At 41.4% G+C, this 13,800-nt stretch carries 11 protein-coding genes; 7 read left to right on the plus strand and 4 right to left on the minus strand.

Annotated elements, in window-relative coordinates:
• Nucleotides 1-87: 87 nt before the first annotated feature.
• Both J3P43_RS18390 and J3P43_RS18395 read left to right on the plus strand, forming a co-directional pair.
• The gene (locus J3P43_RS18390) at nt 88-1,563 is read left to right on the plus strand and encodes a glycine--tRNA ligase (RefSeq protein ID WP_255905197.1); all 1,476 of its coding nucleotides are present in this window, start codon (nt 88-90) and stop codon (nt 1,561-1,563) included.
• A gap of 206 nt (nt 1,564-1,769) precedes the next feature.
• The gene (locus J3P43_RS18395; RefSeq protein WP_255905199.1) at nt 1,770-2,591 is read left to right on the plus strand and encodes a murein L,D-transpeptidase catalytic domain family protein; all 822 of its coding nucleotides are present in this window, start codon (nt 1,770-1,772) and stop codon (nt 2,589-2,591) included.
• Nucleotides 2,592-2,694: 103 nt separating this feature from the next.
• On the opposite strand, the gene J3P43_RS18400 is transcribed toward J3P43_RS18395, so the two are convergent.
• The 4 genes from J3P43_RS18400 to leuS form a co-directional block, all read right to left on the minus strand.
• Nucleotides 2,695-3,591 (minus strand): TraB/GumN family protein, encoded by an 897-nt coding sequence (locus J3P43_RS18400; RefSeq protein WP_255905201.1) that lies wholly within the window; start codon nt 3,589-3,591, stop codon nt 2,695-2,697.
• Between the two features lie 15 nt (nt 3,592-3,606).
• Nucleotides 3,607-4,533 carry a cobalamin-binding protein gene (locus J3P43_RS18405; RefSeq protein WP_255905203.1) on the minus strand — a complete coding sequence of 309 codons (927 nt, stop codon included), beginning with the start codon at nt 4,531-4,533 and terminating at the stop codon, nt 3,607-3,609.
• A gap of 80 nt (nt 4,534-4,613) precedes the next feature.
• A complete protein-coding gene (locus tag J3P43_RS18410) occupies nt 4,614-7,085 on the minus strand; it encodes a TonB-dependent receptor (protein WP_255905205.1) in 2,472 nt (823 codons plus the stop codon).
• A gap of 182 nt (nt 7,086-7,267) precedes the next feature.
• Nucleotides 7,268-10,063, minus strand: a complete 2,796-nt coding sequence (gene leuS / locus J3P43_RS18415) for a leucine--tRNA ligase (protein WP_255905207.1) — start codon at nt 10,061-10,063, stop codon at nt 7,268-7,270.
• Between the two features lie 165 nt (nt 10,064-10,228).
• Here leuS and J3P43_RS18420 point away from each other — a divergent pair, with 165 nt between their 5' ends.
• The 5 genes from J3P43_RS18420 to J3P43_RS18440 are packed head-to-tail and all read left to right on the plus strand — an operon-like array spanning nt 10,229 to nt 13,777.
• Nucleotides 10,229-11,107: a cell division protein FtsX gene (locus J3P43_RS18420; protein ID WP_255905210.1), complete on the plus strand. Its 879-nt coding sequence runs from the start codon at nt 10,229-10,231 to the stop codon at nt 11,105-11,107.
• Nucleotides 11,107-11,340, plus strand: a complete 234-nt coding sequence (locus tag J3P43_RS18425; protein ID WP_255905212.1) for a DUF3098 domain-containing protein — start codon at nt 11,107-11,109, stop codon at nt 11,338-11,340. The genes J3P43_RS18420 and J3P43_RS18425 overlap by 1 nt, the downstream gene beginning before the upstream one ends.
• Before the next feature lie 9 nt (nt 11,341-11,349).
• Nucleotides 11,350-12,135: an undecaprenyl-diphosphate phosphatase gene (locus J3P43_RS18430; RefSeq protein WP_255905214.1), complete on the plus strand. Its 786-nt coding sequence runs from the start codon at nt 11,350-11,352 to the stop codon at nt 12,133-12,135.
• A complete protein-coding gene (truB, locus tag J3P43_RS18435) occupies nt 12,132-12,848 on the plus strand; it encodes a tRNA pseudouridine(55) synthase TruB (protein WP_255905523.1) in 717 nt (238 codons plus the stop codon). The genes J3P43_RS18430 and truB overlap by 4 nt, the downstream gene beginning before the upstream one ends.
• Nucleotides 12,845-13,777, plus strand: coding sequence for a bifunctional riboflavin kinase/FAD synthetase (locus tag J3P43_RS18440; RefSeq protein WP_255905216.1), 933 nt, complete (start codon nt 12,845-12,847; stop codon nt 13,775-13,777). Before truB ends, J3P43_RS18440 begins: the two co-directional genes overlap by 4 nt.
• The last annotated feature ends 23 nt before the right edge of the window (nt 13,778-13,800 follow it).

The following is a 13,800-nucleotide window of genomic DNA, read 5'->3' on the forward strand; positions in this document are numbered from 1 at the left end:
TAGGCCATAATTCAAGAAGCCGGCCGATCGTAAACGAATTCATAAACTTGATAAAAATATGGCAGATCAAATTATCTTTGCAGCATCATGAGTAAAAATAACGACGAACTGTTTAAAAACGTTATATCCCACGCCAAAGAATACGGATTTGTATTCCAGTCGAGCGAAATCTATGATGGCCTGAGCGCTGTGTACGATTATGGGCAAAATGGAGCAGAGCTAAAAAATAACATTAAAGCCTATTGGTGGAAATCAATGGTTCAAATGCACGAGAATATCGTGGGAATTGATGCTGCAATTTTCATGCATCCAACCACCTGGAAAGCTTCGGGCCACGTAGACGGCTTTAGCGACCCAATGATTGATAACAAAGATTCAAAGAAGCGCTACCGTGCCGACCAACTATTAGAAGATAAGATAGCTCGTTACGAAAAAGACGGCAAAACTGATAAAGCAGCTAAATTGCAAACGGCGATGGATGAAGCCTTAAAAGGCGAAAATCTAACTGCTTTACGCGATTTGATTGTCGAGCATGAAATTGCTTGCCCGGTATCAGGCACAAAAAACTGGACCGATGTAAGACAATTTAACCTGATGTTCTCTACGCAAATGGGTGCAGTAGCTGACGATGCAGATTTGGTTTATCTCCGTCCGGAAACGGCCCAAGGTATCTTTGTTAACTATTTGAACGTGCAAAAAACCGGCCGGATGAAAATCCCTTTCGGGATTGCCCAAATCGGAAAAGCTTTCCGGAATGAAGTAATTGCCCGGCAGTTCATTATGCGGATGCGGGAATTTGAGCAGATGGAGATGCAGTTCTTTGTCCGCCCGGGCACCGAAATGGAATGGTATGCGTATTGGAAGGAAGCTCGTTTAAAATGGCATAAGGCCCTTGGAACCGATTCAAAAAAATACCGTTTTCACGATCATACAAAACTGGCGCATTATGCTAACGCCGCCGTGGATATTGAATTTGAATTCCCGTTTGGATTTAAAGAAGTTGAAGGAATTCACAGCCGAACTGATTTTGACTTAAGTCAGCATCAAAAGTTCTCGGGTAAAAAACTTCAGTATTTCGATAACGATTTAAATGAGGATGGTAAGCCTGTGGGCAACTATATTCCCTACGTTATTGAAACCTCTATTGGCCTCGACAGAATGTTCCTTTTAACTATGATTAATGCGTATGAAGAGGAAGATTTGAGTGAAGGAGATAAAACCGACAGCCGCGTGGTCTTGAAGCTACATCCTTGCCTGGCCCCGGTTAAAGCTGCTATCTTCCCCCTTACCAAGAAGGATGGGCTTCCTGAAAAGGCTAAAGAGATTATGGACAGTTTGAAACTGGATCATAACGTTATTTACGAAGAAAAAGATGCTATTGGAAAACGCTATCGTCGTCAGGATGCAATCGGAACGCCTTTTTGCATCACAGTAGATCATCAAACACTGGAAGACAATACGGTCACCATCCGCCATCGGGATACCATGCAGCAGGAACGTGTTGCCGTTGACAAGCTGGATCAGATGATTGCCAGTTTAGTAAGCTGGAGAAATTTATTATAAACCGTATACTACTTAAATTCTTAAGGCGTTTGTGTTTACACAAGCGCTTTTTTTATGATTGACACCGCAAAAACTTGTTATACTAATATGACAATTACTTTCACTAATAGCTTGTCTAACAGTTAATTTTGTGGTATATTTGTATCAACAAAACCTAAACTAAATCTATCGAATAAACTCTACATAACAATTTACTGAGGGATAATATGAGGAAAAGGATTTTTCGCGGGGCATCATTCATACTATTAACATTAAGTATACCTGCTATCGGATGGGGTTTAAAAGAAAAGGAAGTAATTTCAAACACGGCTGTTGCTCAAGAGTCGGTTCAAACAACAATAACTTCAGGAACAGCGTCGGCTGAAGAACTATTCAGTCAGCATATTACAGAGATTTATGATTCTGCGAAATTAAGTGCAGCGTCTCTGGATTTTGAAGTTTTCAAAAAAGCTTTAACCGGATACTATCACCTAAAAGGGGATTACAAGATTTCCGGCGACAAACAAATCATCTCTATCGTGGATTTCACTAAACCAAGTTCTAAAAAACGTTTGTGGATTGTAGATTTAGAGAAACGTAAAATCTTGTTTCATACATTGGTGGCACATGGAAGAGGTAGCGGTGGTTTGAACGCTGAAAAGTTTTCAAACACTTCAGAATCGCACCAATCCAGCCTTGGCTTTTATGTAACTGATGACACATATTTTGGAAAACACGGTTTATCATTGAGACTGAAAGGCCTTGATAAAGGATACAACACCAATGCCTTTGCACGTGCGATCGTAGTTCATGGCGCTGATTATGTAAGCCAAAGTTTCGTTAATCAGAACGGATATTTAGGAAGAAGCCATGGCTGCCCTGCAGTTCCGGTAGAACTTACCAACGATATTATTAAGACGATAAAAGGAAAAACTGCTATGTTTTTATACAGCGACAGTACTCCGGTAAAGTATTCGTCTAACTTTTTAGACGTTCAGACAGCAGCCAGCAAATTTGTTTCGGCCAGTCAATCATTAGCAACATTGTAAGATATTCCCATAGATTACAAGAAAAGGTAGCCAGATCGGCTACCTTTTTTTATGTCCTTAATAAACGAGACTTACGTAGGAGGAGTTAAACTCAAAAATGGTTCTAGAATACAGGTTTCAATGTATATCCTAACTCTCTTAATGAGTTAATAAGTCCTTCCCTACCAACCAAATGACCTGCCCCAACTGCAAAGAATACAGAACTCTTATTCATCATTTCTGGCATCACTTTTATCCAAACCTTATTGCGTTGCGCTAGCATGGCATCCATCTCTTCCGGGGTATAATCTTCGTTAGAAGAAAATGCTTTTTCAATAGCTTCCAGATCCTGATTCTTATAATAATGAAACAATTCCTGACTCTCTCTCATCATTCTGGCATTCTCGCGCACGGTTTTCAATAAGAGGTCCTTTTGCCGCGATAAGCTTTGGTTAAACAATAAAGCTCCCTGTTGCTCTGCAGTTTCAAATCCAACAACGTTTTTTCCGGCCTTTTTTGCTTCGGTTTGGAAAAACATATCCAGGGCCGGATTTTCGGGAGATATATTCTTCGGTGCGAGCATCGCAACCAACATTATTTGAACAGCAGCAGGCTTCATACCATTTAGCATACTAAGGTTCATAGAGGTTTTAACTTTAAGAAAGGAATCTATCTCGGCAAACTCCCGGTCTGAAAGAATTTTGTCGAGGCTGTTGTCTTTCAAAAGCATCATCGGCATAAGCTTTTGAGCCATGGCCATTTCATCTTCCATAACGACCTCCCCTACCACAGTTTGGGCTTTACTAAAATGCCGCATAATGGCCGGTAAAGTGTCGAGAAAGTTTTTGCCGATCAGGTGATAGGTGCCGAATAAATAAGACGGCGCTTTCATCCCTTTGCCGCTCACTTCCCAAAGCAAACCGCATTTAGCCTGAACCTTCTCTTTGCTTTGCGCTGATACCTCGACGCTTATAAATAATGCAATCAAACCTGCCGAGAGGATATTGAATATAGGTTTCATAAATAAAGTTTTAAGTTAACATGAGAACTTGAGCCAACCTTTTCCTTCATATCCAAAAACAAACTGCTTGGGGTGCAAGATCTCCGCTAAAAGCTCGATGGTATCGACAACCTTTTGGCTTGAACGGTTAAAATATTGATTGCCGTTACAAATAAACACTTTATCGTTCTTGACCGCTTGTAAATTATACCATCCGGGTAGTTCTAGCAGCAGGTTAATTTCTTGCAGGGTTCGTTCCATCGGGAAACCGCATGGCGCAACAATAATAACCTCCGGATCTGCCGACTTGATAGCATCGAAATTAATATACCCCGAGTGCTTACCTTTTTCGGCCAGCAATGACCTACCGCCAGCTATGGATATTAACTCCGGAGTCCAGTTTCCTGCAACCATTAAGGGCGACAACCATTCAATACACACTACCGAAGGCCGCTGTTCCACAAATTTTAATTTATGGTGAATTAAGTCGCACCGCTCTTGTAGTTCTGATACAAACTCTTCCCCTTTGTCTCTTACCCCTAAGCGTTCTGCGATTAGCACAATCTCATTAAAAATATCAGAAAGCGTCCGAGGATTTAGCGAAATCACTTCTACATTATTTTGAAGTACTTCCTGCAGGGTTTCTTCCACATCCTTTAACGATACCGCACAGACTTCACATTGAGCCTGGGTAATTATAACCGCGGGATCTAAATCTTTCACTTTTTCTTTATCAATAGTATAAATAGAAAGCGCATCAGACAAGACATCTTTTACCTGCTGATCGATCTCTATGCTTGAAGATCCGGAAACGAACTTCGCTGAAGAGCATACAGGCAAATCAATGATACTTTCGGGAGAATCACATTCGTGAGAGCGGCCAACTAACTGATCTTTTAGCCCCAGGCCACATACAATTTCTGTTGCAGCCGGAAGAAGTGAAATTATCTTTTTATCAGACATGTGTGCAAAGGTACTATTCAAAACAAAAAATGCTGTGAGCTTACAGGCAAACAGCATTTTTATTTTTGGTATCCGGGAACCTACATTCCCTGGCCACCGCCTTGACCGCCTTGGGTCCCGCCCTGGCCACCATCCTGTTTCAGGTCGTCGTTGTTTACGCCGCGTTTCTTCTTCTGAGGTGCATTGAAGTTCATCTTACCGAACTGCCAGCTAAATGTTACGCCAAATGAACGGAATGGCATAGAGAAATTACTGCTTTGAGTTAATTCCCCGCTTTTAATCTCACTCCTGAAGTTCTTTCGCTCGTTGAAAGGATCAACAATATTCAGTCCTATTTTTCCCTTCTTATTCAACACTTGCTTACTGAATGAAACTACCCACATATTAAATGCTGGATTCTTTCCCTGAAAAGTTCTTCTTGGTGAATTGATAATCAAAAAGGTTTCGGTGATGAAATTTCCCGGCAATGTTACAGAACCACTCAGAAAAGCGTTATAAAGTAATTGAGTACCAATGTTCGCGCTCGATCTCTGGAATTCTGTGGTCGCTTGAGGTTTATATGAGAATAGGTTAATGTTAGTTCTTAATGTTATCGCCTTAACGGGACTTATCTGTCCAAAAAAGCTTCCTCCAATGGAGTTATTTTTACCGATGTTATCAAAGTTGGTGAGAGATACGTTGACTGTTGTATCGTTTCCGCTCTTACCTTGAGTTACGTACTCATCGGGACTTACAAAGCTCTCTATCACATCTTCAGTATGTTTGTAATATATCGAAGCATTAATTACCGACGTTTTGATAAAAGTGGAGAAGTTCAATTCTACATTTTGAGTGATTTCCGGCGAAAGGTAAGGATTCCCCATACTGTGCGACACAGCATTACTTGTATTTCTAAAAGGATTTAAATAATGCAGACTGGGGCGCTGAATACGTTTACTGTAGCTCAATCGGAAAGTATTGCTCTTTATAGTCTTGGAAATAGCCAGACTGGGAATAAAATTGGGATAGTCGTGTGAAAAGGGCTCGAAAGCAGGATTAGCAGAGTTTTCGCGTCCTTTTATTTCTGTATTCTCTAGTCGTGCTCCAACCTGTACCCCAACGCTTTTTGGTAACTGAAAACTTAATACTGTGTAGCCAGAGTACACATCCTGGTTGTACCGGTAATCGTTCGACATGAGGTCATTTTCTATATATACGCCTGTTCCATTAGCCACCTGTACCAGCGAATTACTGGTAATATCTCTCAGAATAGCCTTAGCTCCAGCCTCCAATTTTATTTTGTCGGTTAAAGGCAGAGCATAATCCGCTTGAATGGTGTACTCATCGTTTATACCATCGTTAGCTGCAATTTGGTTAGGGTTAAATCCGCTATAAATAGTGGTATAATCGGTCTGACTTTTCCCATGGCTCCACTGGCCTGCGAAAGTAATTTCGTTACCTACCTTTTTAAATTTATGAGTATAATCAGCATTCCAGTCAAACCCGCTGAATTGCATTTTTGAATCATTATCGATATTATACAATTGCCCTATCATACTACTGGCAGTGGGGGTGTTAGAGTTTGCCGAGATTCCCTCGGTGGAAAAGCCTCCTTGATGAAACCTGATACCCGAAGAGATACTATTGGTGCTGTTAAAATCATAACTCACGTTTCCAGATCCCATTCCCGAATAGCGTTCTGTTTCGCTCCGACCGGTTTGCGATCTCATCGTTTTCGAATCAACACTAGCGAAGTCTATAGTACTAATCTGCGGCCAAGTATAATTTCCACCAACATTACCAGAAATACTCAAGCGGTTCTGATTGACGTTCAAGTTTGCGTTACCATTGTTTTGACGTGTACCCACTCCACCGCTAATCGAGCCACTCACACCCGACATGTTGCTTTTCTTTGTGATAATATTAATAATACCTGCAGACCCTTCCGCATCGTATTTAGCTGAGGGGCTGGTCACTACTTCAACGCTTTTGATCTGATCGGCGGGGAGCATTTTCATTGCATCTCCCACATTACTCGCCATAGCGCCCGAAGGCTTTCCATTAATTAACACCTTAATGTTCTGGCTTCCGCGAAGAGATACATTCCCGTCCTGATCAACCGAAACCATTGGTACTTTGCGTAATACATCGCCAGCATTTCCGCCCGTTACAGTGGCGTCCTTTTCGGCATTGTAAACAACTTTATCCACCCGGTTTTCAATTAACGATGCTTGTCCGGTGATTGCCACCTCCTTCAGGGCGGTAACCGAAGGTGATAAAAGAATTTTTCCGAGGTTCAAATCTGGTTTGCCCGGAGTGGTCATTACCGGACTTATCACTTTAGTTTGATAGCCCATGAAAACTATAGTAAGCTTATATGTACCAGGAGCAACATTGTCAATTTTGAATACACCTTTTTGATCGGTAAGTGCACCGTTTGTGCTCTTTGTAGAACTGGCACGCCCAAGACCCACTGATGCATAGTCAACCGGCTTTTGAGTAATCGAATCAACTACTGTTCCGGAAACCCTTCCAATCACCGTTGGCGCGCCTCCACCGGGTATTTGGCCCATTAAGAAGTTGGTACAGGATAAGAATATTAATAAAGAAAGAAAAGATCGCATTATTTCATTTTTGATAGTTAGTCGCAAAGATAGACGGAATGTTACAAGGCAAATGTTAAAGTTTTATGAGAAAATAAAAAAGCGATAGAGTTAAGTTCTATCGCTTTTTGTTGCTGAGGCAAGAAACCGAGTTACACCACCAGATTCACAATCTTACCCTTTACCACAATAACTTTTTTAGGAGTTTTTCCGTCAAGATATCTTTTCACATCTTCATTTTCCAAAACAAACCTTTCAATTTCCAAAGCTTCAAGCGTAAGCGACATATTTAAATTCATTTTCATCTTACCGTTAAGAGAAATCGGATAGGCAAATTCATCCTCAACCAGGTAATCCGGGTTAAACTTAGGATATGAAGCAAAAGATACTGTTCCGGCGGGATTTCCCAGTAAGGTCCACAACTCCTCTGTGATATGGGGCGCATAGGGTGCCAGTACAACCACTAAATCCTGAAGGATCTTGCGCTTGTTGCATTTTAATTCGGTCAACTCGTTTACACAGATCATAAAACTTGACACAGAAGTATTAAACGAAAACCGCTCAATATCTTCCTGTACCTTCAGAATAATTTTATGTAGAGACTTAAGCTCTGCTTTTGTTGGTTCTTCCTCAGATACCTTAAAATTAAGTTGTTCATCATGAAAAAGTCTCCAGAGCTTCCTTAAGAACTTAAAAACTCCTTCTATACCGTTTGTATTCCATGGTTTGCTTTGCTCTAGCGGACCAAGAAACATTTCGTATAGGCGAAGAGTGTCTGCACCGTACCGTTCGATGATATCATCAGGATTTACCACATTGAACTTCGATTTCGACATCTTTTCGACTTCAACACCGCAGACATATTTTCCATTTTCGAAAATAAACTCTGCATCGGCATACTCTTCACGCGATTTTCTGAATCTTTCTAAATCGAGCACATCATTTTCAACAATATTGACGTCCACATGCACTGCCGAAACTTTATATTGATCCTTCAATCCGTTAGAAACGAAAACATTCGTTCCTTTCCCTTGCTCATCGATAACGCGATAAACGAAGTTAGAACGCCCCTGGATCATCCCCTGATTAATCAGCTTTTTGAAAGGCTCATCTTCAATCACATACCCCAAATCTTTCAAAAATTTGTTCCAAAAGCGGCTGTAAAGCAAATGCCCGGTCGCATGTTCTGAACCGCCAATGTAAAGGTCAACGTCCTTCCAGTACTCAATAGCAGGTTGAGGAGCCATTACATTTTCCGCCCGTTCGTCGGCAGAAGTCATATATCGGTACCAATACCAGCTTGAACCTGCCCAGCCTGGCATAGTACTTAGTTCATACTCGTACTCGCCTTTGTATTTCCAATCTTTCGCTCTTCCCAAAGGAGGTTCGCCGCTTTCGGTAGGGAGGTATTTATCTACTTCTGGCAAAACCAGCGGTAAGTCTTGTTCATCAATTAAATAAGGAAGCCCGTCTTTAAAATAAACAGGCACCGGCTCACCCCAGTAACGCTGGCGACCAAAAATCGCATCCCGCATACGATACTGAATTTTGGCTTTTCCGGCCTTCAACTGTTCTAATTTTTCTATTAAAACAGGGATGGCTTCCTGGTAAGTCAAACCGTTAATCAGGTCTGAATTTATATATCTCCCCTCCTTGGTGGCATCCGCCTCATGTTCGATATCTTTCTGAGCGTCCAGTATCTGGATGATGGGAAGATTGAAGTGTTTGGCAAAAAGCCAGTCACGCTGATCGCCGGAAGGCACCGCCATAACAGCACCCGTTCCGTACCCTGCCAACACGTAATCTGCTATCCAAACCGGAATTTTAGTGCCATTCAAAGGATTTAAAGCGTAACTCCCCGTGAATGCACCTGACACCGTTTTAGCATCCGCCATGCGGTCGAGTTCAGATTTTTTCTTGGTTTGTGCTATATAGGTCTCGATCTCTTCTTTTTGTTGTGGAGTAGTTAAAGATGAGACCAGTTCGTGTTCCGGAGCTATAACGAGAAAGCTTACTCCGAATATGGTATCGACTCTAGTTGTAAACACCTCGATAGCATCATCACCTTTTTCCAACGGAAAAATAACCGATGCGCCCGTACTTTTCCCGATCCAGTTCCTCTGCATTTCCTTTAAAGGATCCGGCCAATCAATAATATCCAATCCCTGAAGCAGGCGGTCGGCGTAAGCTGTGATCCGCATGCTCCACTGCATCATCTTTTTTTGTTCCACGGGATAACCACCCCGTTCTGAAACTCCATCTTTCACTTCATCGTTTGCCAAAACCGTTCCCAGGGCAGCGCACCAGTTTACGGTGCTTTCTTTAAGAAAAGTAAGGCGATATTTTAACAGTTCTTCTTGTTGCTGTCTTTCCGAAAACTGATTCCATTCATCAGCCGAAAAGCTTAAAGTATCCTCATCAGATACTGCACGAATTCCTTCTGAACCTTTTAATGAGAAATGCTGAATTAAATTTTCAATCCGCTCAGCTTTATCCTCTTCCAGATTATACCAGGAATTAAACAGCTGCATGAAGATCCACTGCGTCCATTTATAGTAAGCCGGGTCGCTGGTTCTAACTTCCCTGCTCCAGTCGAAAGAAAACCCAATCTGGTCAAGTTGCCGCCGGTAGGTAGCAATATTCTGTTCTGTAGTCAATGCCGGATGTTGCCCCGTTTGTATAGCGTATTGTTCTGCAGGTAAACCGAAAGAATCATATCCCATCGGGTGCAATACGTTATAGCCCTTAAGTCGCTTGTAACGTGCAAAAATATCAGAAGCTATATAGCCCAAAGGATGTCCAACATGCAGTCCCGCTCCCGATGGATAAGGAAACATATCTAAAACATAATATTTCGGTTTTGAAGATGTGTTATCTACTTTATAAGTTTGGTTCTCTGCCCAATACTGTTGCCACTTGCTTTCGAGTTCTCTAAACTGATAATCCATGAACGGGTTTTAATAAGAATGCGAAAATAACAAAATACCCTTATACAGGAATCCATTAATTTGTGAGAGATCGTTTAAGGTGAAGGCTGTTAAAAAATGTTATATCTGCAAAGTTTTACCTTAATTGATTATGAAATCTTTATTTTCGCGGTATTCTAAATGCATATGGAAGAATTTGAAAGCAGCACAGCGTCTAAAAAGACAAAAACGGTTTACATTTCTACAGTAATCAGTATTGCTCTTGTTTTACTAATGACAGGACTTTTAGGACTGATAATGGTTCACGCAAAGAATCTTTCGAATTATGTGAAAGAGAATATTGTACTCAACATTATTGTTAGCGACGGAGCAAAAGAGGTTGACGTTCTTGCGCTTCAGAAGCAGCTCGACACGCATCCTTATGTTTTAAAATCACAATATGTAAGTAAGGAACTGGCAGCCAGGAACCTTCAAAAAGATCTGGGAGAGGAGTTTGTAGAGTTTTTAGGGTACAACCCGCTATTATCCTCGATCGATATTTACATGAAAGCCGAACACGCAAATAATGCAAGTATTCAATCTTTCAGCAATCAACTTACTAAAAACCCTTTAGTGAAAGAGGTTATCTATCAAAAATCTCTTATTGATATGGTGAACCAGAATATCAAAGTCATTGGTCTGATCATTCTTGGATTTGCCTGCGTATTACTTATTATTTCTATTGCCTTAATTAACAACACTATCAGGCTTGCAATTTATTCACAGCGGTTCCTGATTAAAAGCATGCAATTGGTTGGGGCAACAAAAAACTTTATCAGGAAACCATTTCTGGGATACGGTGTGCTTCACGGCTTATTAGGAGCCTTAATTGCAATTATCCTTTTGCTGGTTACACTGTATGTTGCACAACAGCAAATCCCTGAACTGGTGATATTAACGAACTGGGTAGAGTTTTCGATAGTGTTTATAGGCGTTCTCGCAATCGGCATCATGATATCTTTCTTCAGCACCTATTTCGCTGTGAGTAAGTACCTGCGTTTAAAAATTTACGACCTTTATAGATAATGGCACAAAAACAATCAACAACCACTGCGACTGAAAAACCATCGGTACAATTTGTATTCGGCAAAAGTAATTACCGCCTGATGCTTCTGAGTATTGCAGTTGTTACCCTGGGATTTATCCTGATGATCGGAGATACGGATATTTATGATTTTCGTAAAACCATTTTGGCTCCGATTGTTGTGTTAGTTGGATTCGCTATAGGATTTCTCGCAATTCTTAAAAAGCGAAGCTAATCCATACATATGAGTATTTTTGAGGCCATCATCCTTGCTATTATAGAAGGGTTGACCGAATTCCTTCCGGTATCATCAACCGGCCACATGATTATTGGCTCGGCGGTAATGGGAATCGAGGACGACCCGTTTGTTAAAATGTTTAACGTCGCTATTCAATTCGGTGCTATTTTATCGGTGGTAGTACTTTATCGCAGACGTTTTTTTAAATCGTTCGACTTTTACCTTAAATTATTTGTAGCCTTTCTCCCGGCAGCTGTAATTGGCTTTCTACTAAACGATTATATCGACATGTTAATGGAGAATGTGCTGGTAGTTGCAGCAATGCTTGTTTTGGGTGGCATTATTCTTCTGTTTGTAGATAAGTGGTTTATTGGTGGAGAAATAGATTTTGACGTGAACTACAGGGAGGCATTCTCTATTGGTCTTTTCCAGGTTATTGCCATGATCCCTGGTGTTTCAAGGTCGGCAGCAACCATCATCGGTGGCCTTACTCAGAAACTTACCCGAAAAGCTGCAGCGGAGTTTTCTTTTTTTCTGGCGGTGCCCACCATGTTTGCTGCCACCGGATATAAGATGTTAAAGTACTATAAAGAAACCGGCTTCGAGTCGAAAGACTTTAATGTGCTCATTATTGGTAATATAGTAGCATTTGTGGTAGCCTTACTGGCGATAAGATCCTTTGTGAACTATGTCACGAAATATGGCTTCAAGGTTTTTGGATATTACAGAATTGTACTGGGAGTAGCCATTATTGTATTGTACTGGATGGGCTACGAATTGAAAATTGTATAGTGTCAGAAAAAGACTTTCCTCCTTTTAATTTCGCCGAAGGCGAACTACTCTTAATAAATAAGCCATATCGCTGGACAAGCTTTGATGTGGTGGGTAAGATCCGGAACTCGTTTAAACCGCTGAAACTAAAGGTAGGCCATGCCGGAACATTGGACCCGCTAGCCACCGGATTATTAATTATCTGCACCGGCAAACTCACCAAGAAGATTGATGAGTTTCAGGCACAGGAAAAGGAATATACAGGAACGATGACCCTGGGCGCTACCACGCCCTCTTACGATCTGGAAACAGAAATCGATCAAACCTTTAATATCTCGGGGTTAACGGAAGAGCAAATTCGCGACAACTGTAAGCACTTTATTGGTCTTTTAGAACAATTTCCGCCGGCCCACTCAGCGGTTAAGGTAGACGGAGAGCGCTTGTACTTAAAAGCGCGAAGGGGCGAAACGGTAGAACTGAAGGCCCGCCAGGTAACTATCACCGAATTCGAAATCACCAGAATTGACCTGCCGGAGGTCGACTTCAGAGTAGTTTGCAGCAAAGGAACCTACATCAGATCTTTGGTATACGATTTCGGAAAGTTGTTGAATAATGGCGCTTATCTTTCTAAATTAAGACGCACCCGTAGCGGCGATTTTCGTGTGGAAAACGCTTATGAAGTGATGGAACTTGTTAACCACGTTCGCAGTCTAAAAGAAACAGAGCAAAAATGAAAGTTTACAGGCATCTGGATGAATTTCAGAAAGTGGAAAATGCTGTAGTTACGATCGGCACTTTCGACGGCGTACATGTAGGGCATAGAAAAATCATCTCCCGTTTAACCGAAGTTGCGAACGAAATTAAAGGAGAAAGTGTCATTCTTACCTTTTTCCCCCATCCGCGGATGATCATCAATCCTGAACAGGAAAACCTAAAACTGATCACAACCATCAATGAAAAGGCTGCACTTTTGGAACAGTTGGGCGTAGACCATTTAATAATTACACCCTTCACAAGAGATTTCTCGAACCTCAGTGCCGAAACATATATCAGCAAGATACTGGTCGAAAAGATTGGGATCAGTAAAATAGTGATTGGATACGATCATCATTTTGGTAAAGACCGCCAGGGCAATTTATCCGCCTTACAAAAATTTGCTACCGAATACGGTTACGAAGTAGAAGAAATTCCTGAACAGGACATTCATGATGTAGCAGTGAGCTCTACCCAGATTCGAAATGCCCTGCTAAAAGGTGATGTGCAAACTGCAAATGATTTTTTGGGTTATCCGTTTAGCTTATTCGGCCAGGTGATCAAGGGCGACCAGCTAGGGAGAACTCTCGGCTTCCCCACCGCAAATCTGTTAATTGAGGAAAACTACAAGTTAATTCCGGGCGATGGAATTTATGCTGTGAGGGTAAGACTTCCGGAGAATTCTAAGGCCTACAAGGGAATGGCGTATATCGGAAACCGCCCCACCATCAACGGTATGTCGAGAAATATTGAAGTGAATATTTTCGACTTTGATCAGGATATTTACCGTCAATATATAACCATCGAGTTCATTCATTTTATCCGTGGCGATATCAGGTTTGACAATATTGAAGCACTGAAGCTGCAAATATCCAGCGACAAACAATCAGGCCTAAAATTGCTATCTTAAGGTTTTACCCTTATTTTTGGGTA

This window comes from Paradesertivirga mongoliensis (assembly GCF_024436395.1).
Taxonomy (GTDB): domain Bacteria; phylum Bacteroidota; class Bacteroidia; order Sphingobacteriales; family Sphingobacteriaceae; genus Paradesertivirga; species Paradesertivirga mongoliensis.